Origin of the sequence: Streptomyces sp. Ag109_O5-10, assembly GCF_900105755.1 — a bacterium.
Classification (GTDB): Bacteria; Actinomycetota; Actinomycetes; order Streptomycetales; family Streptomycetaceae; genus Streptomyces.
Genome location: NZ_FNTQ01000001.1, coordinates 3,977,850 through 4,000,538, shown reverse-complemented (window position 1 = coordinate 4,000,538; position 22,689 = coordinate 3,977,850). Strand labels below are relative to the sequence as shown.

General features: G+C 71.8%; 23 protein-coding genes and 1 pseudogene. 13 read left to right on the top strand and 11 right to left on the bottom strand.

Going from position 1 to position 22,689, the window contains the following annotated elements:
* The 4 genes from BLW82_RS18320 to BLW82_RS18305 form a co-directional block, all read right to left on the bottom strand.
* On the bottom strand, positions 1-1,548 hold the full coding sequence (locus tag BLW82_RS18320) for a type 1 periplasmic-binding domain-containing protein (RefSeq protein ID WP_093499839.1): 1,548 nt from the start codon (positions 1,546-1,548) through the stop codon (positions 1-3).
* A complete protein-coding gene (locus tag BLW82_RS18315; RefSeq protein ID WP_093499837.1) occupies positions 1,548-3,644 on the bottom strand; it encodes a hypothetical protein in 2,097 nt (698 codons plus the stop codon). The genes BLW82_RS18320 and BLW82_RS18315 overlap by 1 nt, the downstream gene beginning before the upstream one ends.
* A gap of 94 nt (positions 3,645-3,738) precedes the next feature.
* Positions 3,739-4,710: an isopenicillin N synthase family dioxygenase gene (locus tag BLW82_RS18310; RefSeq protein WP_256215864.1), complete on the bottom strand. Its 972-nt coding sequence runs from the start codon at positions 4,708-4,710 to the stop codon at positions 3,739-3,741.
* Positions 4,703-5,161, bottom strand: coding sequence for a nucleoside deaminase (locus BLW82_RS18305; protein WP_093499833.1), 459 nt, complete (start codon positions 5,159-5,161; stop codon positions 4,703-4,705). The genes BLW82_RS18310 and BLW82_RS18305 overlap by 8 nt, the downstream gene beginning before the upstream one ends.
* Positions 5,162-5,272: 111 nt before the next feature.
* On the opposite strand from BLW82_RS18305, the gene BLW82_RS18300 reads away from it, so the two are divergent.
* Together BLW82_RS18300 and BLW82_RS18295 are read left to right on the top strand one after the other, a co-directional pair.
* Entirely contained in the window at positions 5,273-6,586 is a 1,314-nt protein-coding gene (locus BLW82_RS18300) for a PucR family transcriptional regulator (protein ID WP_093499831.1), read from the top strand.
* Between the two features lie 287 nt (positions 6,587-6,873).
* Positions 6,874-7,866: a magnesium transporter CorA family protein gene (locus tag BLW82_RS18295; protein WP_256215863.1), complete on the top strand. Its 993-nt coding sequence runs from the start codon at positions 6,874-6,876 to the stop codon at positions 7,864-7,866.
* A 94-nt stretch (positions 7,867-7,960) separates the two neighbouring features.
* On the opposite strand, the gene BLW82_RS18290 is transcribed toward BLW82_RS18295, so the two are convergent.
* The 3 genes from BLW82_RS18290 to BLW82_RS18280 form a co-directional block, all read right to left on the bottom strand.
* Positions 7,961-9,358, bottom strand: a complete 1,398-nt coding sequence (locus BLW82_RS18290; protein WP_093499830.1) for a purine-cytosine permease family protein — start codon at positions 9,356-9,358, stop codon at positions 7,961-7,963.
* Between the two features lie 156 nt (positions 9,359-9,514).
* Positions 9,515-9,757, bottom strand: a complete 243-nt coding sequence (locus BLW82_RS18285) for a chaplin (protein WP_093499828.1) — start codon at positions 9,755-9,757, stop codon at positions 9,515-9,517.
* A 114-nt stretch (positions 9,758-9,871) separates the two neighbouring features.
* A complete protein-coding gene (locus BLW82_RS18280) occupies positions 9,872-10,522 on the bottom strand; it encodes an FMN-dependent NADH-azoreductase (RefSeq protein WP_093499826.1) in 651 nt (216 codons plus the stop codon).
* A 128-nt stretch (positions 10,523-10,650) separates the two neighbouring features.
* Here BLW82_RS18280 and BLW82_RS18275 point away from each other — a divergent pair, with 128 nt between their 5' ends.
* Positions 10,651-11,001, top strand: a complete 351-nt coding sequence (locus BLW82_RS18275; protein WP_093499825.1) for a winged helix-turn-helix transcriptional regulator — start codon at positions 10,651-10,653, stop codon at positions 10,999-11,001.
* 7 nt (positions 11,002-11,008) lie between these two features.
* Here the strand turns inward: BLW82_RS18275 and BLW82_RS18270 are convergent, their stop codons facing one another.
* The gene (locus BLW82_RS18270; RefSeq protein WP_093499823.1) at positions 11,009-11,410 is read right to left on the bottom strand and encodes a hypothetical protein; all 402 of its coding nucleotides are present in this window, start codon (positions 11,408-11,410) and stop codon (positions 11,009-11,011) included.
* Between the two features lie 133 nt (positions 11,411-11,543).
* Here BLW82_RS18270 and BLW82_RS18265 point away from each other — a divergent pair, with 133 nt between their 5' ends.
* The 3 genes and pseudogenes from BLW82_RS18265 to BLW82_RS18255 all read left to right on the top strand — a co-directional run bounded on the left by BLW82_RS18265 (position 11,544) and on the right by BLW82_RS18255 (position 14,521).
* Positions 11,544-12,440, top strand: a complete 897-nt coding sequence (locus tag BLW82_RS18265; RefSeq protein WP_371131498.1) for a helix-turn-helix domain-containing protein — start codon at positions 11,544-11,546, stop codon at positions 12,438-12,440.
* Positions 12,406-12,513 (top strand): annotated as a pseudogene (locus BLW82_RS45510) (DUF397 domain-containing protein); the annotation flags it as partial. The gene BLW82_RS18265 and the pseudogene BLW82_RS45510, both read left to right, overlap by 35 nt.
* A 307-nt stretch (positions 12,514-12,820) precedes the next feature.
* Positions 12,821-14,521, top strand: coding sequence for a protein kinase domain-containing protein (locus BLW82_RS18255; protein ID WP_093499817.1), 1,701 nt, complete (start codon positions 12,821-12,823; stop codon positions 14,519-14,521).
* A gap of 504 nt (positions 14,522-15,025) precedes the next feature.
* Here BLW82_RS18255 and BLW82_RS18250 read toward each other — a convergent pair.
* The 3 genes from BLW82_RS18250 to BLW82_RS18240 all read right to left on the bottom strand — a co-directional run bounded on the left by BLW82_RS18250 (position 15,026) and on the right by BLW82_RS18240 (position 16,408).
* Positions 15,026-15,415, bottom strand: coding sequence for a hypothetical protein (locus BLW82_RS18250; protein ID WP_177232984.1), 390 nt, complete (start codon positions 15,413-15,415; stop codon positions 15,026-15,028).
* Between the two features lie 121 nt (positions 15,416-15,536).
* Positions 15,537-15,803 carry a PLD nuclease N-terminal domain-containing protein gene (locus BLW82_RS18245; protein ID WP_093499815.1) on the bottom strand — a complete coding sequence of 89 codons (267 nt, stop codon included), beginning with the start codon at positions 15,801-15,803 and terminating at the stop codon, positions 15,537-15,539.
* A gap of 53 nt (positions 15,804-15,856) precedes the next feature.
* Positions 15,857-16,408: a TlpA family protein disulfide reductase gene (locus BLW82_RS18240; protein WP_256215861.1), complete on the bottom strand. Its 552-nt coding sequence runs from the start codon at positions 16,406-16,408 to the stop codon at positions 15,857-15,859.
* A gap of 63 nt (positions 16,409-16,471) precedes the next feature.
* Here BLW82_RS18240 and BLW82_RS18235 point away from each other — a divergent pair, with 63 nt between their 5' ends.
* The 7 genes from BLW82_RS18235 (at position 16,472) to BLW82_RS18205 (ending at position 22,609) form a co-directional block, all read left to right on the top strand.
* Positions 16,472-17,929 carry a menaquinone biosynthesis decarboxylase gene (locus BLW82_RS18235; protein WP_093499813.1) on the top strand — a complete coding sequence of 486 codons (1,458 nt, stop codon included), beginning with the start codon at positions 16,472-16,474 and terminating at the stop codon, positions 17,927-17,929.
* The gene (gene mqnP / locus BLW82_RS18230; RefSeq protein WP_093499811.1) at positions 17,926-18,828 is read left to right on the top strand and encodes a menaquinone biosynthesis prenyltransferase MqnP; all 903 of its coding nucleotides are present in this window, start codon (positions 17,926-17,928) and stop codon (positions 18,826-18,828) included. The genes BLW82_RS18235 and mqnP overlap by 4 nt, the downstream gene beginning before the upstream one ends.
* Before the next feature lie 44 nt (positions 18,829-18,872).
* Entirely contained in the window at positions 18,873-19,445 is a 573-nt protein-coding gene (locus BLW82_RS18225) for a Uma2 family endonuclease (RefSeq protein ID WP_256215860.1), read from the top strand.
* Positions 19,446-19,500: 55 nt separating this feature from the next.
* Positions 19,501-20,145: a UbiX family flavin prenyltransferase gene (locus BLW82_RS18220; protein ID WP_093499809.1), complete on the top strand. Its 645-nt coding sequence runs from the start codon at positions 19,501-19,503 to the stop codon at positions 20,143-20,145.
* Positions 20,146-20,248: 103 nt separating this feature from the next.
* Positions 20,249-20,704 carry an Lrp/AsnC family transcriptional regulator gene (locus BLW82_RS18215; RefSeq protein WP_093499807.1) on the top strand — a complete coding sequence of 152 codons (456 nt, stop codon included), beginning with the start codon at positions 20,249-20,251 and terminating at the stop codon, positions 20,702-20,704.
* A 38-nt stretch (positions 20,705-20,742) separates the two neighbouring features.
* Positions 20,743-21,906 (top strand): aminofutalosine synthase MqnE, encoded by a 1,164-nt coding sequence (mqnE, locus tag BLW82_RS18210; RefSeq protein WP_093499805.1) that lies wholly within the window; start codon positions 20,743-20,745, stop codon positions 21,904-21,906.
* A gap of 190 nt (positions 21,907-22,096) precedes the next feature.
* Entirely contained in the window at positions 22,097-22,609 is a 513-nt protein-coding gene (locus BLW82_RS18205) for a GNAT family N-acetyltransferase (RefSeq protein ID WP_093499803.1), read from the top strand.
* Positions 22,610-22,689: the final 80 nt, after the last annotated feature.

The window sequence follows — 22,689 nt, the reverse complement described above, 5'->3', positions numbered from 1 at the left end:
CTACGACGGCGGCAGACACTCCCCACTCGGCGGCTTCCCCTCCGGCCACGCGATGGTCACGAACCTGGACCCGCCCTCCGGCCGCAGCTCGACGATCGGCACCGCCTTGTCGTACGGATTCCCGTGCGCGTCCAGGCAGATCCACCCGCTCGCCCCGTCCACCCGCAGCGACCCCTTCACCTGCGGCCACTGCAACCCCACGTCGGCCAGCGCCGGCACCGACCTCCCCGCCGGCACCGCCTCGCGAATGCCGTGCACCGCGAGCCGCGTCGCGTCGTAGCCGATGATCAGCTGCCCGTCCTCCAGGGCGACCGGCCCGATCGGCCCCACCGGCGCCTTCGCCGCGCTCCTCAGCAGCGCGGTGAGCGTCGCCATGTCCGCCGCGGAACCGCCCGTCCTCGGACTTTCCCTGCCCCACGCGTCCGGATGGGCGAGGGCGGTGTAGCGGACGGAGAGGTTGTGCCGCAGGGCGCTGCGGTCCAGATTCGCCTCCCCGGTCAGGTACGAGCCCTCGTCCCCGGTCAGCACCGTGAACTTCCGGTCCTGGCAGCCCCGTCCGCCCAGCGCGTTGATGAACTGCCGCAGCTGGGTGTGGCGCCCGGCGAACAGGATCGTGTCCGTCGTCCGCGAGGTGTCGCAGACCAGGTTGGTGATCTGCCGGAAGGTGTTCGCGGTCGTCCCCTCCTGGCTGCGGTCGGCCGGCGGCGTGAACGGCTGCGGTTCGTACGGCGAGCCCTTGATCAGCGCCGCGAACGACGTCTGGAGCGTGCGCGTGTACGGGTCGCCCGGCTTGTCGTAGACGAGCAGCGCCCGGCCCGCGCTCACCTTCGCGAAGGAGGCGAGGGCGCGGGCCTCGTCGGTGTTGGTGGGGGAGACCCGGGCCAGGCCGGGGTAGGGGTCCTTGCCGCCCCGCCCGTTGGCGAGGTCGTCGGCGGTGATCGACGAGCCGACCACCGGGATGCCCAGCCGGGTCAGCTCCCTGACGGCCCTCTTGTTGTCGTCGGTGCTCTGCCCGACCCCGGCGACCGCCCGCAGCCGGTCCGTGCCGCCGGTCATGCCCGCCAGCTGCGTGACCATCCGCTGCCAGTACTGGCTGGTCGCCCCGGGGTTGGCCAGCACCAGCCGGATCGCCGGGGACTGGCCGTTGGAGTCGTGGTTGGCCTGGTACTGGGCGAGGTAGGCGCCCTGGAGCTCGTGCTCGATGTCGGCGAGGCTGGCCGCGGCCGTCGCCGTGTACGGCAGCATCACCGCGACGGTCACGTAACTCCCGGGCTTCAGGCGGGCGTTCTCCCGGGCGATCGCCTCCACGGTGTTCCGCAGCTGCGGATGCCCGAAGTCGTATGCGGCCGTCGCCACGCCCACGCACTCGTCGCTGCCCTCGGGGCGGGCCACCCCGGGCGCGCAGGACCGGTCGTCGTGCGCGACCGCCCGCACCCCGACGACCAGCCCGGCGATCACCGCGGCCGTCACCAGCAGGGCCAGATAGCGGCGGAGCGGAATCTCCCAGACGCCCTCACGCAACCACGTGCCCACGCCCCGCCCCGCCATCACGCCACCCCGCTCCGCTCGTCGTCGCCCGCGTCACCCTCGTCGTCCCCGTCCTCCGCCGGCGGACGTCCCGCCAGCGCGGCCGCCGGCCAGTCCCGGGAGGCCCGCCACAGCAGCGCGTTGCCGGCCGGCCGCAGGTTGGAGAGCTGCTCCAGCTCGAAGCGCAGCCGGTCGGCGACCTTCGGGTCGGGCAGCACCAGCGGGTCGGTCAGCAGCCACACCGCGTGCAGCAACCGCCGTATCCGCAGGTGCAGTACGCCGTCCACGCCGTCCGGCACCCGCTGCTGGGCGTCGGTGCGGCCGAGCGCCACCGCCGCCCGCCGGTCGCCGGGGCCGCTGAAGTCGCGGCCCTCGGCGTCGTGGGCGTGGAAGTAGGGCGCGGCGGCGACGAACCGCAGGGTGTGCAGCCAGCCGCGGGTGTCCAGGACCGGGAAGCTGTCGCGCAGGTGGGTGACGGCCGGTCCGGTCCGGCCCAGGGCCAGTTGGTGGTGGAGCCGGAAGCGGGCGTGCGCGTCCGGCCGGTCCTCGGTGTAGTACGCGACCAGCGTCTCGTGGGCGGTGCGCCAGCCACTGTGGTCGGCGTCCCGCAGGTGCAGCCGGAGCAGCAGCAGGGTCCGCACGAAGGGGTCCCCGACGAACTGGCCGGGCACGGTGGGCAGTCCCTCCTCGGCCAGCCGGTTCTGCAGGGCGCGTACGTCGGCCGGGCCGAAGTCGTCCGGGAGCAGGGCGGCGGCCAGCGCGCACGCCGAGTCGTGGTCGTGGGCGGCGGCGAGGACGGTCAGCTCGTCGAGGCGGTCGGCGGGGACCAGCCGGTCGAGGAGCCGGAGGTAGGCGGGGGCGGCGGGGCCGTCCTCGACCGGCCGTACGTCGGCGGTCAGCAGGTCGGCCAGCGATCCGGCCCGCTCCGGGTGCTGCGCCGCGGCCTCGGCGAGCAGGGCGATGCCCAGCGGGTTGCCGCGGGTCAGCCGGTGCACGGCGTGCGGGAGCTGCGGCGCGGCCGGGGCGCCGACCAGGTGCAGGGTGTCGTCGGGGGTCAGCGGCGGAAGCGCGACCAGCAGCGCCCGCGAGGAGGGGACGGCCGGGTCCGGCGTCCACTCGCTGCGCCGGGCGACCCCGGCCAGCTCCCGCCGGGTCCCGCCGCGCAGCAGCTCCCGGCCGTCGCCGCGCAGTCCGGCGACGAAGGCCACCTGGTCGGCGATGCCCTCGGCGCGGTCCCTGAGCACCGCGTCCAGCAGGCCGGGCCCCGGCCCGGTCTGGACGTTGTCGACGAGCACCAGCGGCCGGCCGAGCCGCTGCATCCGCGGCAGCACGCCCGCGTACGCCTCGGTCAGGTCGGCGAGCAGCGCCCGCACGAGGTACCGCTCGGCGTGCTCGCGGGAGGTGCCGCCCGCGCGGAAGTGCCCGGAGAGCAGGATCAGCCCGCGCTGGGCGTGCCCGCCCGCGTTCGGGTACGTCCGGTACCAGACCGACGCCTTCTGGTGGCGGCGGCTGGCGAAGCCCTCGGCGACCGACTCCAGGGTGGCCTCGATGGCGCCGGAGACCAGCGGCCCGGTCCCGGTCGCGGCGGCGACCACCTTCGCCGCCACCTTCCCGGCCCACCGCCCGGCGAAGCCGCTGATCCACGAGCCGCTCTCGTTCAGCAGCAGGATCCGCTCCACCTCGCGCCGGATCCGCTCCGAGTCCGCGTCGCCCCAGCCGCCGGCCGCCACCGCGACCAGACCGGACATCAGCCGCGGGAAGGTGATGCGCCCGGCGCCGGTGACCGGTTCGGCGAGCTGCTCGGCGACGACCAGGAGCGCCTGCGCGACCGGCGACCAGGACTCCGCGGGCCGCTCCGGCGGCGGCCCCGCGAACTGCGCCTCCGCGCAGTCGGCGAACGCGACCGGGGTGTGCCCCTTGTACGCGTCCCGCAGCTCGCCGAGCACCGCGCTCTTGCCGAGCCCCCGCGCCCCGGTCAGCACGACGAACGGCAGCTCACCGGGGTGTTCGAGGGGAAGGGCACGATGCTGGTACGGCCGTAAGCCGACGATTCTCGGCACGAGCCCGGCCGGCTCGACGTCGAACAGCGCCCCGCGCCCGTGCAGCCGTCTGTGCAAGGCAGTCCCCCCTCAACGCAAGTGTAGGAAGGGGGAGTTGCTTCAGGCCAGATCGCATGATGACTGTTGGGTCACGAATCCTGACGCTGTGAGATCAGCCGACGGTGATGGAGTCCAGCTTCTCCCGCAGGTAGACGTGCGAGTCGACGGGCGGGTACGCGACCCTGCCGACCGGCGCCGGGACGGACTCGACGGTGGTGCCCGGGGTGCACTCGCCGAAGTAGACGAGGGACATCAGCTCCTCGGCGGGCGCGTCCGTGGGCGGCGGCAGCACCCGGTGCCGGCCCGACCGCCACCGGTCACCGGTCCAACGGGCCATCAGATCACCGATGTTGATGGTGAAGGCGGCCGGGTCGAAGGGCGCGTCCTCCCACCCGCCCTCGTCGGTGTACACCTGCAGCCCGCCCTTGCCGGCCTGCCGGTCCAGGATGGTCACCGTCCCGAAGTCGGTGTGCGGCCCGATCCGGAACTGTCCCGGCTCGGGCTCGCCGACCACGTCGGTGCCCGGGTACCAGTTGATGTTGAAGCCGTACGTCGGATGGTCCATGTGCCGGGAGAAGAAGTCCCGTTCGAGCCCGAGCGCGTACCCGAGCAGGGACAGCAGCTCCTTCTCCAGGTCGGCCATCCGGTCCAGGTACTCCTCGCAGAGCGTGCGCAGCTCCGGTACCTCGGCCGGCCACACATTGGGCGCGTACCACTCCGCGTTGACCACCGGGTCCTCGAACGGCTCGTGGGTCGCGAAGGTCAGCGACTCCTTCAGGTCGGGCGGGGTCTCGGTGCCCTCCGAGTAGCCGTTGGCCTCCGCGCCGGGCCCGAGCCAGCCGCGCCCGCCGACCTTCGCCTCGTACGCCCGCTTGACCTCGTCGGGGAGGGCGAAGAAACGGCGCGCGGCTTCCCGGACGGCGGTGCGCAGCTCCGCGTCGACCCCGTGCCCGGTGACGAGCAGGAACCCGGCGGTCCGCAGGGCGGAGTCGACGGTCCGGGCGAGGTCCTCACGGGCCGCCGGGTCACCGTCCAGCCAGGGGCGCAGATCGATGGTGGGGATACGGGGCCTGGGCTCACTCACCGATGTCCTCATTCCACAGAGCCGGGTTGTTCTCGATGAAGTCGTGCATCAGGGCGACGCACTCGGCGTCCTCCAGCAGGACGATCTCCACACCGTGCTCGGCGAGCCACTCGTGGCCGCCGTGGAAGGTGACCGCCTCGCCGATCACGACCCGGGAGATGCCGAACTGGCGGACCAGACCCGAGCAGTACCAGCAGGGCGACAGGGTCGTCACCATGGTGGTGCCCCGGTACGACCGCTGCCGGCCCGCCGCGCGGAAGGCGGCCGTCTCCGCGTGCATGGACGGGTCGTCGTCCTGCACCCGCCGGTTGTGCCCGCGGCCGAGCAGCGCGCCGTCGGCGCCGTAGAGCGCGGCACCGATCGGGATGCCCCCCTCGGCGAGCCCCGCACGGGCCTCGGCGACGGCGGTGGCGAGCCGGCTACGGGCGGTACGGGCTTGCAGATCGTCCATGACGACACTCTCCCGTGGCCGAAACACGAGGGCAACGTGCGGAAAGTAGCCTCCGGGCAACCCCCGGCCGGACGAAATGTCAGCGGCCGTGTTCGTCCCCTGGAGGTCGCCGTGCCCGCACTCACCCTCCGCGAAGTCCTGGCCCTCGACCCGGTGCGGGCGGCCCGCCCCGAACTGCTCGCCGGAGAGGACGCCCTGGACCGCCCCGTCCGCTGGGTGCACTCCAGCGAGGTCTACGAGGGCGCCAACTTCCTCGACGGCGGGGAACTCCTCCTCACCAACGGCTTCGGACTGACCGACGCCGGTGACGAGGTCCGCCGCCGGTACGTGCGGGAGCTGGCGGCGCGCGGGGCGGCCGGGCTCGCGGTGGAGGTCGGGCGCGCGCTGCCCGGCATGCCGCCCGAGGTGACCGACGAGGCGGACCGGCTCGGCCTGCCGCTGCTCGCCCTGCACCGGGTGGTGCCCTTCGTGCGGATCACCGAGGCCGCCAACCGCGCGATCGTGACCCGCGGCCTGTCCGGCCGCCGTACGGCCGTCCGGCCCTGGGGCGACGACCACGCGGCGGCGCTCCTCGCCGACCTCGCCGACGGACAGGCCCTCAACCAGCCCGAGGTGGAGGCGCGGGCCGCCCTCGCCGGGTTCCACCCCGGCCCCGGTGCCCGGCTGCTCGGCGTCTCGCTGCACGGCAGCCGGGGCGTGGGCGCGGTGGACCGGGCGGCCCGGACGCTGGGCGGGGCCGGAGTACTGCGGGCCGCGTTCCCCGGGGACGTCCTGGCGTTGCTCGCGGTACCGGCCGCGGTCGTCGGCGATCCCGTGCGGGCCGTGCAGGAGGCGTTCCGGGGTGCCGCCGAGGCAGGGGCCACGGTCGCCGTCGGCCACGCGGTCGGCCCCGGCGGCTGGCTGCACTGGAGCGAGACGCTGCGCGCGGCCCGCACCACCCTCGAACTCGCGCTGACCGTCCCGCCCGCCGAACCGGCCGTGCCGGAGGGCCCGTCGGTGACCTCGGCCCGCGCCCTCGCCCTGGAACGGGAGCTGACCCGGGGCGGGATCGCCGCCAACCGCGACCGCCTCGCCGCGCTCGTCCAGCACACCCTCGGCCCGCTGCTGGCCTGGGAGGCGGCCCACCCCAGCGACCTGGTCCGCACCCTGGAGGTGCACCTGCGGCACGGCTGCTCCCCGACCCGCACCGCCGCCCTCCTGCACATCGGCCGCCAGTCCCTCTACCAGCGCCTGGAACGCATCGAGTCCCTCCTCGGCCTGGAGATCGACGACCCGGACCTGCTGGGCGAACTCCTGACGGCGACCTGCGCGCACCGGGTGGTGCGGGGCACGCGCCCCGCAGGGGCGTGGGGAACCGCGCGGCCGGCCACGACGGCGCAGCAGGCTGCGGACGAGCCGGCCCGGCACTTCCGGCGGAGCGCCTAGTGCCGCAACAGGCAACGTTCGCCCCGTCACGACGCCCGGCACGCACTCTCGCCGCACCGGCCGAAAGCCCAAGTATATCCAGTACGAGGACTTCCGGCCGGGACGCCGAGAGCACGCACCGGACGCCGTTCCTTGACGGGCAAACGTTGCCTGCCGCGGCACTAGCCACCTGCCAGCCGCCTCGCCCGGACGGCCCGCACCTGGTCGGCGGCGGCAGCGGGTGCGCGTACCGCGGGCCGCACGCAGGCTGGGAGCGTGGGCGACGGGATCTGCGGCGAGGGCGATCGATGATCGTGACGGTGGTGTCGGTGCCGGACGGGGGTACGACGACGGTCTCCGTGCCGGAGGCACGCCGCCGGCTCGCCACGGACCGGTTCCTCCTCCTCGGCGTCGAACTGCCCGAGGAGGACGAGGGCCCGGCACAGGGCCCGGCCGAGGAGCCGGTGGTCCGGCAGCTCGGCCTCGACGACGAGGACCTGGAGTGGTTCGGCCGGCCGGGCGGGTCCCCGCGGGCCGAGTTCCTGGGCGACACCGCCGGGTTCGTCGTGCCGGTGGTCCGGGACGGCCAGGTCCACCACGTGCACGCCCTGGCCTCCGAGACCTTCCTGGTGGTCGTCCACTGGGGCCGCCGGGCCGGCCTGGCGGGGGACATCAGGGCACTGGTGCGGCGGGAGCGGCCGCGCGACGCGGTGGCCGCGCTGTTCCTGCTGCTCCAGGAGGCGCTCTCGACGTTCCGGCGGGCCGCGGTACAGGCGCTGCTCCAGGTGGAGGAGCTGGAGGACGACATGTTCGAGGCGCGGCGCCCCGAGCAGATCTACCGGCTGTCCCAACTGCGCCGCCACTCCGCCGTCCTGCACCACACGCTGCTGCCCTACCTCCAGGGGGTCGACGAGGTGATCACCCGCAGGATGCTGAGCCCCGACTTCCCGGTGGAGCGGCAGCGGCTCGCCCAGGAGTTCCAGCGGGCCGCACGCCTGGTCCTCGCGGACATCGAGTCCCTCCAGGACGCCAGCCGCCGGGCCTTCGCCAGCTACGGCTCCCTGGTCGCGGGCGAACAGAACGGCGTGATCAACCGGCTGGCCATCGTGTCGGTGATCTTCCTGCCGCTGTCGTTCCTGACCGGGTTCTTCGGCATGAACTTCGAGTTCCTGACGAACCGGCTGGAGACCCGCGACGAGTTCTGGCTGCTCGCCGTGGGACTCCAGCTGGTCGCCGTCGTCGGGTCGCTGTTCCTGCTGCACCGGAGCCGGATCTGGCGGCGGCTGCGGGACGACGACTGAGGGCGCCGCCGGGTGGGGCCGCATTGGGGTCGTCGGTCGGGTACGGACCGGTGGGGGCCGGTCGCGCGGTTCCCGCGCCCCTTACGGGGCGCCGCTAGTGGGCGCGCTTACGAAGGGTCCGGACGGCCGCGTACAGCAGGGCGCTGACCGCGAAGCCGATCAGCGGGGTGATGTCGCCGAAGGACGGCCAGTGCTTCGGGACGTAGCCGACGTAGTCCTCCTGGTTGGAGAAGAGCGGGACGGAGACCGCCACGCCGGTCAGCAGGGCGGCGAGGCCGGGCCAGTTGGTGAAGGAGCGGTCGGTGAGGCGGGCGGAGAGTTCCGCGTCCGTGGCGGTACGGCGCTGGAGCCACCGCTCCACCAGGACGACGCCCAGCCAGGGCGCCACCCAGTAGGCGATGACGAGCAGGAACGCCTCGTAGGCCGCGCCCGCGTCGTCCAGCGAGGCCCAGGCGGCGGCCGTGCCGGCGATGCCCGACACCACGACCAGGGCGCTGCGGCTCAGCCAGGCGGGGAGCTTCAGGCCGAAGGAGGCGATGGAGATCGCGCCGGAGTACACGTTGAGGGCGTTCGCCGAGATGCCGCCGAGCATGATGGCGAGGAGGACGAGGTCGCCGAGCCAGCCGGGGAGGTGGCCGGTGAAGGCGGCGGTCGGGGTGGCGTCCTTCGGGGCGATGATGGTGGCGGAGGCCGCGCCGATGACGGCGACGATCGAGACCGACACGAACAGGCCGACGGCCGGCCACAGGACGGTCTTCGCCTTGTCCGCGGTGCGCGGCAGGTAGCGGGAGTAGTCGGTGGCGTACGGGTTCCAGCCGGCCGCGTAGCCCCAGGCCGCGCTGAACGCGAGCAGGAAGCCGCCGACGCCGCCGCCCGAGCCGCCCCCGCCGAGGTCCGCGTCCTTGAAGGTCCACACCCCGGCCAGCAGGAAGATCACCGCGAGCGCGGGGAACGCGTACTTCTCGAAGGTGTGCACGAAGTTGTGGCCGATGAAGCCGATGAGGATCTCGGCGACCACGACGAGGAGGAGGGAGGGCAGGGGACGCAGGCCGGTCAGTGTGTTCAGGGCGAAGGCGGCGCTGACGCTGTTCACCGCGAACCATCCGACGCCCGCGAGCAGGCCGTTGGCGGCGGAGGGCAGGATGTTGCCGAGGAAGCCGAAGGAGAAGCGGCCGATCACCATCTGCGGTACCCCGAACCGGGGGCCGTCCAGCGAGAGCACGCCCTGGGTGACCGCGCCGATCGCGGTGCCCAGCAGGATCGCGGCGGTCGCCGTCCAGAAGTCCAGGCCGAAGAAGAGGACCGCGATCACGCCGATGTAGACGGTCGCGAACTCGATGTTGGGGGAGGCCCAGGTCCAGAGCAACTGGAGCGGGCTGCCGTGGCGTTCGGCGTCGGGGATCGGTTCCGAGCCCGCCGCCTCCACGGCGATGACCCGGTCGCCGTACTCGGGCGCGATGCTGGTGGTGGAACCGGCGGGAGCAGTCGTCATACGAGGTAAGTGTCGGGATCGCTCCCGGTGCGGCCCAGGGGCGCACTGTCCGCTTCGGGCGGCTCACCGGCGTACAACCTGCACGCATACGAGGAGTTCCGCAGGCGTGATGCCTCCGGAACTCCTCGGACGATACCCGCGACGGGCGGGCTCGGGTCAGCCGTTGGTGCAGGCGTTGGCCGCCGCCGGGTTCAGCAGGCCGATGACGTCGACGCTGTCGCCGCAGACGTTCACCGGGATGTGCACCGGGACCTCGATGACGTTGCCCGACAGCACGCCCGGGCTGTTGGACGCGGTACCGGTGGCGTCGGCGCCGTTGTCGGCGAACGCGGCGGTGGCGCCACCGAGGGCGAGGGCGGCGGCGAGGGCACCGGTGACGGCGAGAGAACGAATGCGCATGACTGTCTCCAAGGTGTCTGGACGTCAGAACGCGTCCATCACAACCGCCCGCCGCAGGGCCCGCACGCGGTGCTGGTCCGATCGGCGCAACCGGCCCTGGGGCCGGTGCTCACGTCACGCGGCGAGTCGGGCCGCCAGCTCCTTCGCCTTGCTGGCCGCGTCCTGGAGGGCACGGTCGCGGGAGGCCTCGTAGAGCGGCACGAGCTCGGCCATCGCCGGGTTCTGCGGGGCCATCGTCAGCTCCGGCACGATGAAGTCGACGTCCAGGCCGAGGCCGTCGGAGAGCACCGCGGTCAGGTAGTTCTGGACGTACTCGAACGGCTCCCGCGGGGTGCCCGGCGCGTACGAGCCGCCGCGGCTGGCGACGACGGTGACCGGCGTGCCCTTGGCGGACGGCGTCTCGCCCATCGTGCGGCCGAACAGGACCACGTTGTCCAGCCAGGCCTTCAGCGTCGACGGGATCGTGAAGTTGTACATCGGGGCGCCTATGAGCAGCGCGTCCGCCTGCTCCAGCTCCTCGATCAGCTTCAGCCGGGCCGCGAAGGCGTCCGCCTGCTCGGGGGTGTGGGAGGCGGGGTCGGCGAAACCGGCGGTGTGGGCGGCCGCGGTCAGGTGCGGTACGGGGTCCGCCGCCAGGTCGCGGTAGATCACCCGGCCGTCGGGGTGCTGCGCCAGCCAGGCCGTGCGGAAGGCGTCGGTGACGGCACGGGAGGAGGAGGCCCCGCCGGGGAGGAGGGACGAGTCGATGTGGAGAAGTGTGGCCATGAGAGGTCTCCGGATACACGGGCCCGGGGCAGGAGCCGCGGGGCTGAGAATTCGTACTCAGCTATAGATAACACAGGTGCTTACTTTTTTGCAGCTCCTTCCTTTTGGTGTGACTGTACCCTGATGCCATGGCGGTGGAGCAGGTCCATGACCCGGAAGCGTGCAAGGGTGTCGACGACGGCATCACGCGCGTCTTCCAGGTGCTCGGCAAGCGCTGGAACGGGCCGATCCTGTCCGTCCTGCTGGATCAGCCCACCCACTTCGCCAGCCTGCGCCGCGCCGTCCCCGGTATCAGCGAGCGCATGCTCTCCGACCGCCTCGCCGAACTGGCCGCGGCGGGACTCGTGGTCCGCGAGGTCGACGAGGGCCCGCCGCTGCGTGTCTCGTACCGGCTCACCGCGTCGGGCGCCGCGCTGGAACCGTCGCTGAAGGCGTTGCGGGAGTGGGCGCAGGAGCACCTGCCGGACGCCCCCTGCTGACGGTCGGCTACCGGACGCTCGCCCAGTGGTCCCGGCGCAGGTGCCTGCGCAGTAGTACGACGACGTCGGTCACCGCGCTCGCGTCGAAGCCCGCCTCGGCCGCCTTCCGCCGTGCGGCGAACTCCGCGCAGGTGGCGCAGCCGGGGACCGGCTCCGGGGCGGGGGTGTCCAGCACGGGGTGACTGAGCGTGCTGGAACGGCGGTTGACCGCCCGTACCTCGGCACTCAGCCGCTCCTCCGCGGTGGCCGGCCGCACCGACTCCGCTCTCGCCTCCCACTCCCGCCCGCCACCGAGGGGACGGAGCAGGGCGTACGGGCCCACGCTGCCGCGGTACTCGCCGACCCTGTCCGTACGGAGGTCGTAGACGACCGTTCCCGTCTCGATCCCGTTTTCGGGGTGTTCGGTCATGTGCGCTCCGGCGTGATGTCGTGACTCTGGGTGTATAGAGCGTGGCGGAGGGGAATGGCCGGTATCAATGCCGGGCGTGTGCCACGGGGCGCCTGTCACGGAGGGGGCGAGGCGAGTGACCACCAACGCCGCGATTTTCGGGGAGCTGCTGCGGCACTACCGCGAGGCCGCGCTCCTCACGCAGGATGCTCTGGCCAAGCAGCTCTTCTGCGACCGGTCGCTGGTGGCCAGAGTGGAGGCGGGCACCCGCGTACCGCAGGACGCGTTCGCGAAGAGGGCCGACGAAGTACTGGGAACCGGCGGTGCGTTGGGGCGGCTGTGGGGGCTCGTCGACTGGTACCCGCAGGTGGAGCATCCGGATTGGTTCAGGCGGCGCGCCGAGATGGATGCGGAGGCCGTCTCTCTGCGGGAGTACCAGGAGCGGGTGGTGCCGGGGATGCTGCAGACGCCCGAGTACGCCGAGGCGATGCTGTCCCGTCAGTCGGACGGCACCGAACTGGAGGACCGGGTGCGGGCCCGACTGAGCCGACAGCAGCGGTACTTCGTAGTCGGCGGCCCGCTCTACGTCGCGGTCTTGGACGAGAGTTGTCTGCGCAACCTCGTCGGGAACGCGGCGATCATGCGGGACCAGTGCGCTCATCTGCTGCAGGTCGGTCGCCGCCCGAATGTCCGGATCCAGGTTGCTCCGGCCCATCGTGCACTCGTACGCCCCAGTGCCTCCATGTCGCTGATCAAGCTGCCGGACGGGCGGGACTTCGTGTACTCGGAGTCGCTCGACCGGGGCCATTTCAACGACGATCCGACCGTCTTCGCACGGCACAGCCAGACCTATGATGTGCTCAGGGCCGACGCGCTGTCAGCGCCCGAGTCCGCCGCCCTGATCAGCGACGCGATGGAAGGGTACGAGCACTATGGACAGGCACGAGCTCAGAGCCGCGACCTGGATCAAGAGCAGCCACAGCGACGCCAACGGCGGCAACTGCCTCGAAGCCGCCCCCGAGTTCACCTCTTCCGCCGTCCCCGTCCGTGACAGCAAGACCCCCGACGGTCCGGTCCTGCTCCTCGGTCGAGCCGCCTGGGACGTTTTCGTCGCGTCGGTGTGACGCGCCCAGCGAGCGGCGCGGGGCTGTATTGAGGTGCGGCTACCGCCGGGTGGGCCCGAGCGGCCAAGGCGTCACTGTCAGCCGACGGGGGGAACACGTGCCCCTTGAGGGGCGCGGGGAACTGCGCGACCAGCCACAACGAACCCGCAGCCGACCGACGGCATTTCGCGGCTGCTCCAGCGGAGCGCATGGCCGCAAGGGCAGACCCGGGGGCAACTTGCCCCGGGGGAACCGGAATCGGCCAACCACCGCTGTCGGCGGTCCTATGCTGACCGGGTCTTCGGGAGTCAGCGGTGCGGGAGGGATCGTGGCAGCTCTGGAGCCCGGCGATCCGCGGTCCGTCGGCGATTACCAGCTGCTGAGGCGGCTCGGCGCGGGCGGGATGGGCCGGGTCTTCCTCGGCCGTTCGCCGGGCGGCCGGCCCGTTGCCGTGAAAGTGGTCCATGCCGAACTGGTCGCGGGACAACCGGAGTTCAGATCGAGGTTCCGGCGCGAGGTGGAAGCCGCGCGCAAGGTGAGCGGTGCCTTCACCGCACCGGTCGTGGACGCCGATCCGGACGCCCCGCTGCCCTGGCTCGTCACCAGCTACATCGCGGGGCCCTCCCTCCAGGACGCGGTCGCCGAGCGGGGGCCGCTGCCCGCCGCCACCGTGCTCGATCTCGCCGCCGGGCTGGCGGAGGCGCTCACGTCGATCCATGCGGCGCAGCTGGTGCACAGGGACCTCAAGCCGTCGAACGTGCTGCTCGCGGAGGACGGCCCGCGGGTCATCGACTTCGGTATCGCGCGGAGCGTGGAGTCCGCGACGATCACGCAGGCGGGGCTCATGGTCGGCTCGCCCGGTTTCATGTCGCCGGAGCAGGTCGCGGGCAGCGAGGTGACCGGTGCGAGCGACGTGTTCTCGCTCGGTGCGGTGCTGGCGTTCGCGGCCACGGGCGGCAACCCGTTCGGCGACGGGCCCACCCCGGCCCTGCTCTACCGCGTCGTCCACGACGACCCCGACATCACCGCCGTCACCGACCCGGCCCTCGCGTCCCTCGTCGCGGACTGCCTGGTGAAGGATCCGGCCGCACGGCCCACCCCGCGCGAGATCCTGGCCCGGATCGGGCCGGCGGCGGATGCCACCGCCTTCCTCGCGAGACCCGCAGGCGATCCCCGGGCGGACCTCACGCGCCCGGTCCCGCAGCCCGTTGCCCCCACCCGTCCGGTCACGAGGCTCGCCCCGGCGCCACAGCCGGTGCCCTACCGCCGGAACCCGGGCACGAGCCGCCGGTGCCGTACCCTGCTCGTCTCCGGGGGAGCGCTGGCCGTCGCCGCGGTCGCGGCCGTCCCGGTCGCGCACCTGGTCAACCGGGGCGAGGCCAGGTCCCCGCAGCACCGGGTCGGTCCGGGTTCCGTCTCCGTCCCCTCGCCGCTGGATGCCTGGCCGCTGGACGAGACGTCGGGGGCGGTCGCCGCCGACGACGCCGGCCGGTACGACGGCGCGGCCACCGCGGTGGGGTGGGGCCGGGGCAAGGACGGGGCGGCGCTGTTCGACGGCGGCACCAGCCAGATCGCGACCGCGGGGCCGGTGCTGCGGACCGCGAAGGGCCGCAGCTTCACCGTCTCGGCGTGGGTGGCCCTGAGCAAGGTGCCGTCGTCCTTCGCGACCGCCGTCAGCCAGGACGCGGGTGACGTCAGCGGCTTCTACCTCCAGTACTCGGCCGCCGAGAACCGCTGGGCGTTCGCCCGCCCCGACCTGCGCGCCCTGTCGTTCACCGTCCCGAAGCCGGACGTCTGGACCCATCTGGTCGGCGTCTACGAGGGCCTGCGCAACCAGCTCCTCCTGTACGTCGACGGCGTCCAGGAGGCCGGCATCAACGACAGCAACCCCGTCGCAGCCCACGGCCCCCTCCTCATCGGCCGCGCCACCACCGCCGGCACCCCCGCCGACTGGTTCCCCGGCTCGATCAAACAGGTCCAGGTCTTCCAGCGAGCACTGACGGCGGCACAGGTCAAGGCGCTGCTCTAGAGATCTCTCGATGGCCGGGGCCGAGGTCGAGGGCCCAGGGCACGGCAACTGGTAGGCGGCCGGCCATGATCGGGCGGCGACCAGCTCGCGCATGGTGCGGTGACGTGCGTGTTGCAGTAGTCCCACACCACCACGATCGGCTCGCCGAACTGCTGGTGCGGGGGGCATCCAGGAGGCGGGCGCAGGCCGACAGGACGCGTTGTCGGCGCAGGAGAAGCCCTGCGGGCCGCCGCAGGGCGAAGGCCAAGCCGAGGCCAGGATGCGCGGTGGGCCGGACGGTGGGCGGATTCGCCGCCTACGTCGACCACCGCTGACGCGTACCACCGAGCCGGCACGCGTCGAGAACGCACCGGGCCGCGACGGCCCCACGCGTCGAGAACGCACCGGGCCGCGACGGCCCGTCACACCGCAGCGTGTTCCGGAGCGCTGAAAACAACACCGGCGCCACCCAGGCGAGTGCTACGCAGCACCGCCACGGCGGTCGGCTGCGTCAGCCGAACCCGGTCACGCGGCAGGGTCGACGTCGGGGTGCGTGAACCGCACGGGCTTGCCCAGCGACCGGGCGTAGGTGATTTCGGCTCGGGTGCTGTCCCCGATGTAGTCCCCGACCACGAGCACCTCGTCAGCGAGCCGGATCTTCGCCCGGTGCAGATCGTCGAGACGAACCTTCAGCGCCTCGGCCTCGACAGGATCGGACCAAAGGTCGTGCGGCGACTTCATGTCACAGCCCGGTTTGACCACGATCTTGCCGCCAACGGTCTCCCGCAGATCGGCCTCGTTCATCTCGGTCATGAAGCGGGTGGAGCCGCAGATCACGACGATGGGCGGGAGGCTCGACAGCTTCTTCGCGTCGGCGAGCCTCTCCTCGGGGGTGGGCAGTCGCGGGTAGGACACCGGTTCCTCCTGGTGCTGTGGTCCAAGGGGCGCCGCCAGGCCGGTCGTCGGCCTCAACGCCCCGACCACGGCTGCTTCTTCCGGGGCCTGCGCCCGCACGACAGCCGAACGCGAACGACGATCAGTCGGTGCGCGGATCGTCCGGCTTCAGGGACTTCAGGAACTCCGGGTTGTCGTCCGGGGCGACCCAACGCTCGCGCGGCTGCCGGGTCCTGCCCGCCACCAGCCAGGCCACCGGGCCGACCAGGACCTCGCCGAAGAGCAGGATGATGAACACCCACGCCAGCTTCGGCAGGGCGCGGACCTCGTCCTCGGGGGTGTTCAGGCAGTCCACGAAGGCGTAGATCCACAGGCCGAGGACCAGCAAGTAGGGCAGATACCTGAGCATGGCGGCCAGACTACTGAAGTCGGCCGCGTGATGTCGGCGGGTGACGCGGTGCGCTACTCCGCCAGCAGCGGCCGGGTGATGGCGCGCACGTCGGCCTCCGTCAGGGGGCTCAGGTACTTCGCGGCGATCTTCCCGTGACGGTCGATGAAGAGGGTGTACGGCAGCGCCCGCGGCAGGTACCCCTTGGGCAGCCGGACGAGCTTGCGGCTGCCGGGGTCGTGCAGGCTCGGGTACACCAGGCCGTGCTCGTCCTGGAACGCCCGGCCCTTGTCCTGCCGGGCGTCCGTGTCCACCCCCAGCACCTGGACGCCCTTCGCCGCCAGCGCCTGCTGTGCCCCGGACAGTTCGGGGGCCTCGGCGCGGCAGGGCCCGCACCAGGACGCCCAGACGTTCAGGACGACGACCTTGCCGCGGTAGCGGGAGAGGCTGACCGGCTTGCCGTCGAGGCTGCTGCCGGTGAGGTCCGGGGCCGTCTTCCGGTCGGCGGCCGGTATCCGGGTCAGCGGGGAGACCGGCGAGCCGGCCCCCTCCCGTGCCGACGTGCAGGCGGACAGCGCGACGGCGACGAGCAGGGCGAGCAGCGGTAACCGCGGATGACGTCTCACGGCCGACGAGTATGCGGGGGGCGGTGGCCGGGGCCGGACCCCGGGTGGCCGATACTGGGACACATGGCTTACGACGATCTTCGCTCCCTGCTCCGGGCACTGGAGCGCGAGGGAGACCTCAAGCGTGTCAAGGCCGAGGTCGACCCGTATCTGGAGGTCGGGGAGATCGTCGACCGGGTGCAGAAGGCCGGCGGACCGGCCCTGCTCTTCGAGAACGTGAAGGGGTCGAGCATGCCCCTCGCGATGAACGTGTTCGGCACCGACCGGCGGCTGCTCAAGGCCCTCGGCCTGAAGTCGTACGGGGAGATCTCCGAGAAGATCGGTGGGCTGCTCCGCCCCGAGCTGCCGCACGGCTTCGTCGGTGTGCGCGAGGCGTTCGGCAAGCTCGGCGCGATGACGCACGTACCGCCGAAGAAGGTGAAGTCCGGGGACGCTCCGGTGCAGGAGGTGGTCCTGACCGGCGACGACGTCGACCTCGACCGGCTGCCGGCGCTGTTCACCTGGCCGCAGGACGGCGGCTCCTTCTTCAACCTGGGGCTGACCCACACCAAGGACCCCGAGACGGGCATCCGGAACCTGGGCCTGTACCGGCTCCAGCGGCACGACAGGCGCACCATCGGCATGCACTGGCAGATCCACAAGGACAGCCGCAACCACTACCAGGTGGCGGCGCGCCGGGGAGAGCGGCTCCCGGTCGCGATCGCCTTCGGCTGCCCGCCCGCCGTCACCTACGCCTCCACCGCCCCGCTCCCCGGCGACATCGACGAGTACCTGTTCGCCGGGTTCATCGCCGGCAAGCGGATCGAGATGGTCGACTGCAAGACCGTTCCGCTCCAGGTCCCGGCGAACGCCGAGGTCGTCCTGGAGGGCTGGCTGGAGCCCGGCGAGATGCTGCCCGAGGGTCCGTTCGGCGACCACACCGGGTTCTACACGCCGCAGGAGCCGTTCCCGGCGCTGACCATCGACTGCGTGACGATGCGCAAGCGCCCGCTGCTCCAGTCGATCGTCGTCGGCCGCCCCCCGACGGAGGACGGCCCCCTCGGCCGCGCCACGGAACGCTTCTTCCTGCCCCTCCTGAAGATCATCGTCCCGGACATCGTGGACTACCACCTCCCCGAGGCCGGCGGCTTCCACAACTGTGCGATCGTCTCGATCGACAAGAAGTACCCGAAGCACGCGCAGAAGGTCATGCACGCGATCTGGGGGGCGCACATGATGTCGCTCACCAAGCTGATCGTGGTCGTCGACTCCGACTGCGACGTCCACGACCTGCACGAGGTCGCCTGGCGGGCGCTCGGCAACACCGACTACGCCCGTGACCTCTCGATCGTGGAAGGTCCCGTCGACCACCTCGACCACGCCTCCTACCAGCAGTTCTGGGGCGGCAAGGCGGGCATCGACGCGACGAAGAAGTGGCCCGAGGAGGGCTACACACGAGACGGGGGCTGGCCGGACATGGTCCTGTCGGACCCGGACACGGCGGCTCTCGTGGACCGCCGCTGGAAGGAGTACGGCCTGTGAGCTCCGCCTCCGCAGCACTCCCACAGCCGGGACGCACGAAAGCCTTCCTCCGGCTGGTGATGATCGAGCACTCGGTCTTCGCCCTGCCCTTCGCGTACATCGCCGCGCTGACCGCGATGTTCGAGCTGGACCGGAACATCCACTGGGGCCGGCTGCTCCTGGTCACGATCTGCATGGTCGGCCTGCGCACCTTCGCCATGGCCGTCAACCGGATCATCGACCGCGAGATCGACGCCCGGAACCCGCGCACCGCCCACCGCGAGCTGGTCACCGGCGCGATGAGCGTCAAGCACGCCTGGACCGGCGCGCTGATCGCGGTCGCCGTCTTCCTCGGCTCGGCGGCCCTCCTGAACCCCCTCTGCCTCGCCCTGGCCCCCGTCGCCGTGATCCCGATGGTGGTCTACCCCTACGGCAAGCGGTTCACGAACTTCCCGCAGGCCATCCTCGGCCTCGCCCAGGCCATGGGCCCGATCGGCGGCTGGCTGGCGATCACCGGCGAGTGGTCCTGGGACGCGGTGATCCTCGGCCTCGCCGTCGGTATCTGGATCGGTGGCTTCGACCTGATCTACGCCTGCCAGGACGTCGAGACCGACCGCGAGATCGGCGTCATGTCGGTCCCGGCCCGCTTCGGCATCCCGGCGGCCATCTGGGGGGCGCGGGCCTGCCACGCGATCGTCACGGCCCTGTTCGTCTGGTACGCGATCGCCACCCACGCCGGCGCGTTCTTCTGGCTGGGCCTGGTGATCGTGGCCGGCGCCTTCGCCTACGAGCACTCCATCGTCCGCCCGCACGACCTGTCCCGCCTGAACAGGGCCTTCTTCAGCGTCAACGGGTTCATCGGGATTGCCCTGTTCGTGTGCGCCTTGCTGGATCTCCTGGTTCGGGGTCTGACCGTCTGAATACGGTGCGGCCTACCATCGAGTGCAGAGAGAGGGAGGCCGACGTGACCGTCTCGGACAGCGACCGCCTGCACTCGCAGCTCGCCCGGTACGAGGACATGTTCCGCGGGTACCGGATGGAGATTGTCGAGGGCAACATCGTGATGAGTCCGCTCCGGCCGTTCCACAACGAGACCATCGTGAGGGTGTGGACGCAGCTCGAACCCCAGTTGGGCCCGGAATGGGGCTTCATCAGCGACGTGGCGATCCCGTTCAGTGACGACTTCGAGTTCTGCCCCGATCTCGCGGTCATTCCCGAAGCCGAGAAGAACCGCAACCTCACCTCCTACCCACCCGACCTGGTGGAGCTGGCGATCGAGGTGGTCTCACCAAGCAGCGTCCGCAACGACTACGAGGTGAAGAACAAGCAGTACGCGGCTCGCGGTATCCCCAACTACCTGATTTTCGATCCGCGCACGGGACACCTTGTCACGTTGTGGAACCCCGGCCCGGACGGATACCTGGGCCGGGACACGCTCTCCTACGGGGGCAAGCTGACCGTGGAGACGAAGCTCGGCAGCCTCACGGTGGACACGTCCCGCCTCCGCGTCGACCCCGAGGCCCCCCACCCGGCCTGAGCCTCGGTCGGCGCGCCGGTACGCTCAAGACGTGAACGCAGGAGAAACGCAGCGCGTGCCTTGGATCGTGGGGGTGTCCGGGGCGTCCGGAACGCCGTATGCCGCTGCGGTGCTGCGTGCCCTGCTGGACGCGGGGGAGAGCGTCGACCTGGTGGTCAGCCGGGCCTCGCGGCTCACCCTGCTGGACGAGACCGGGATCTCCTTCCGGGACGCGCACTGGCGGGACGACCTGGGGGAATGGCTGGCGCGGGGGGCCGACGGCAAGCCGGGGACCTTCCGGGTGGACCTCGCGCGGGCGCGGTACTGGAGCGCCGGGGACCTGGCCGCCGGGCCGTCCTCCGGGTCGTACCCGGTGAAGGGCATGCTGATCGTGCCGGCGTCCACCGCCGCCGTCGCCGGGGTCGCGCTCGGCCTCTCCAAGGACCTGCTCCAGCGGGCGGCCAGTGTCACCCTGAAGGAGCGCCGCCGCCTCGTCGTCGCCGTCCGCGAGACCCCGCTGAACGGCCAGACCCTGCGCCACCTGGTCACCCTGGACGACCTCGGGGCGGTCGTCGTCCCGACCTCCCCCGCCTTCTACGCGGGCGCGACCCACATCCAGGACCTGGTCGACTTCGTCGCCGGGCGGGTGCTGGACGCGGCGGGCGTCGGGCACCGGCTCTACCGCCGCTGGGAAGGGGACCTCGGCGGCGGAAGCAAGTAGCACCCCCGGCACCACCCCGGCACCACCCCGGCACCACCCCGGCACCACCTCTGCACCACCTCTCATCTACTTCGGGAAATCTTCAGCGGAAGGCTTCGATCGCATGGACGCCGTGGACAGGCAGCTCATCCAGGCCCTGAGGGAGAACGGCCGGGCCTCGTACGCTGAGCTGGGCCGCCTCGTCGGACTGTCGGGACCCAGCGTCACCGACCGCATCAACCGGCTGGAGGCGGCCGGGGTCATCACCGGCTACCGCGCCACCGTCAACGCGGCCTCGCTCGGCCTCGGCGTCACCGCCCTCATCGGCATCTCCCTCTCCGACGCGGCCGACCACGAGGACGTGGCCCAGCGGCTGCGGGACCTGCCGGAGATCGAGGACTGCTGGTTCATCGCCGGCGACGACTCCTTCATGCTCAAGGTGCGCTCCTCGGACGTGGACGGCCTGGAGAAGACCATCCGGCGGCTGTCCGGGACGAAGGGCGTCTCCCGGACCCGCACCACGATCGTGCTGTCCACGAAGTGGGAGAACCGGGTCGGGGAACTTCCCGAAGAGGCGTAGAAGTACGGTGGTCGGAGTTGTCGTAGAGAGGTGTGGGCATGGACGTCGGACTCAAGCGTGAGCTGGAGGAGAAGGTCAGGGCCGGTGAGCGGCTGACCCGCGAGGACGGCATCGCGCTGTACGAGTCGGACGACCTGGCCTGGCTGGGCGGCCTCGCCCACGAGGTGCGGACGCGCAAGAACGGTGACGTCGTCCACTTCAACGTCAACCGTCACCTCAACATGACGAACGTGTGCACCGCGTCCTGCGCGTACTGCTCGTTCCAGCGCAAGCCGGGCGAGAAGGACGCGTACACGATGCGCATCGAGGAGGCGGTGAAGCTCGCCAAGGCGATGGAGGGCGAGAACCTCACCGAGCTGCACATCGTCAACGGCCTGCACCCGAACCTCCCCTGGCGCTACTACCCGCGGTCGCTGCGCGAGCTGAAGGCGGCCCTGCCGGACGTCTCGCTGAAGGCCTTCACGGCGACGGAGATCCACCACTTCGAGACGATCTCCGGGCTGTCGGCCTCCGAGATCCTCGACGAGCTGATCGACGCGGGTCTGGAGTCGCTGACCGGCGGTGGCGCGGAGATCTTCGACTGGGAGGTCCGCCAGCACATCGTGGACCACCGCACCCACTGGGAGGACTGGTCCCGGATCCACCGCCTGGCGCACGAGAAGGGCCTCAAGACGCCCTGCACGATGCTCTACGGCCACATCGAGGAACCGCGCCACCGCGTCGACCACGTGCTGCGCCTGCGCGAACTCCAGGACGAGACGAACGGCTTCCAGGTCTTCATCCCGCTGCGCTACCAGCACGACTTCGTGGACATGAAGGACGGCAAGGTCAGGAACCGGCTCCAGGCCCGGACCCAGATGGCGACCGGCGCGGAGGCCCTGAAGACCTTCGCGGTGTCCCGGCTGCTGTTCGACAACGTCCCGCACGTGAAGGTCTTCTGGGTCATGCACGGCGTGCAGACGGCGCAGCTGGCGCTGCAGCACGGCGCGGACGACATGGACGGCTCGGTCGTCGAGTACAAGATCACGCACGACGCCGACAACTACGGCACGCCGAACAAGCTGACCCGTGAGGACCTGCTGGACCTCATCCGCGACGCGGGCTTCCGGCCCGTGGAGCGGAACACCCGCTACGAGATCATCCGCGAGTACGACGGCCCGGACCCGGCGCGCCGGGAGTCCCCGCAGCCGATGCGGGTGTGAGGGCGCCGACGGTGCGTTCTCGGAAGAAGGCCTGGAAGAAGGGGCGACTGCGGCGGCCCCTTCCTCTGGCTTTCGGGGGTGCGGGGAACCGCGCGATCAGCCCCCGGGCTCCCGCAGTCGCACACCGGCCGTAGCCCGCACGGCGAAATCGGTTCTACCCACCCCTCGGCGTAATAGATACCATCGCGCCATGCCCCTTACCTTCACCCTCGACCCCGCCATCACCCCGGCCCTCCGCGACGGCATCCTCGACCTGTGGACGGACGTGACCGACGCCGGGGGAGCCGTCGGATTCGTCGCGCCCGTGACCTCCGAGGAGATCCGGCCGGAACTGGTCCGGCACTTCGTCGCGATGGCCGAGGGCCGGCACCGGCTCCTCGTGGGGCACGACGAGGCCGGCGAGGTCGCCGCCACCGCCTTCTTCTCCTTCAACACGCACCGGCTGATGACGCACTGGGTGTGGCTGTACACGGTGATGGTGCACCCGAGGCACCAGGGCCGGGGCTACGGCCGCGACCTCCTCGCGGCCGCCGCCGACGCCGCCCGCGGCTTCGACGGCATCGACGCGATACGGCTCAGCTGCCGCGGCGGCCTCGGCCTGGAGAACTTCTACGGCTCCTGCGGCTACAAGGAGGTCGGCCGGGTCCCCGCCGCCGTCCGCGTCGCCCCCGGCGACATCACCATGCTGCTGCCGCTGACCTGACCCGCCCCCACCGACCCCGGTGCAAGATCGGCCCCACGGCGTGCTTCACTGGACGGTGCCCCTTTTCGTCATCGGAAGAC

Coding starts and splice junctions, on each gene's coding strand:
- BLW82_RS18320 (WP_093499839.1), bottom strand. CDS start 1,548: ATGGCGGGGCGGGGCGTGGGCACGTGGTTGCGTGAGGGCGTCTGGGAG.
- BLW82_RS18305 (WP_093499833.1), bottom strand. CDS start 5,161: ATGGACGATCTGCAAGCCCGTACCGCCCGTAGCCGGCTCGCCACCGCC.
- BLW82_RS18295 (WP_256215863.1), top strand. CDS start 6,874: ATGATCGTGACGGTGGTGTCGGTGCCGGACGGGGGTACGACGACGGTC.
- BLW82_RS18290 (WP_093499830.1), bottom strand. CDS start 9,358: ATGACGACTGCTCCCGCCGGTTCCACCACCAGCATCGCGCCCGAGTAC.
- BLW82_RS18285 (WP_093499828.1), bottom strand. CDS start 9,757: ATGCGCATTCGTTCTCTCGCCGTCACCGGTGCCCTCGCCGCCGCCCTC.
- BLW82_RS18280 (WP_093499826.1), bottom strand. CDS start 10,522: ATGGCCACACTTCTCCACATCGACTCGTCCCTCCTCCCCGGCGGGGCC.
- BLW82_RS18275 (WP_093499825.1), top strand. CDS start 10,651: ATGGCGGTGGAGCAGGTCCATGACCCGGAAGCGTGCAAGGGTGTCGAC.
- BLW82_RS18270 (WP_093499823.1), bottom strand. CDS start 11,410: ATGACCGAACACCCCGAAAACGGGATCGAGACGGGAACGGTCGTCTAC.
- BLW82_RS18245 (WP_093499815.1), bottom strand. CDS start 15,803: ATGCTCAGGTATCTGCCCTACTTGCTGGTCCTCGGCCTGTGGATCTAC.
- BLW82_RS18235 (WP_093499813.1), top strand. CDS start 16,472: ATGGCTTACGACGATCTTCGCTCCCTGCTCCGGGCACTGGAGCGCGAG.
- BLW82_RS18215 (WP_093499807.1), top strand. CDS start 20,249: ATGGACGCCGTGGACAGGCAGCTCATCCAGGCCCTGAGGGAGAACGGC.
- mqnE (WP_093499805.1), top strand. CDS start 20,743: ATGGACGTCGGACTCAAGCGTGAGCTGGAGGAGAAGGTCAGGGCCGGT.
- BLW82_RS18205 (WP_093499803.1), top strand. CDS start 22,097: ATGCCCCTTACCTTCACCCTCGACCCCGCCATCACCCCGGCCCTCCGC.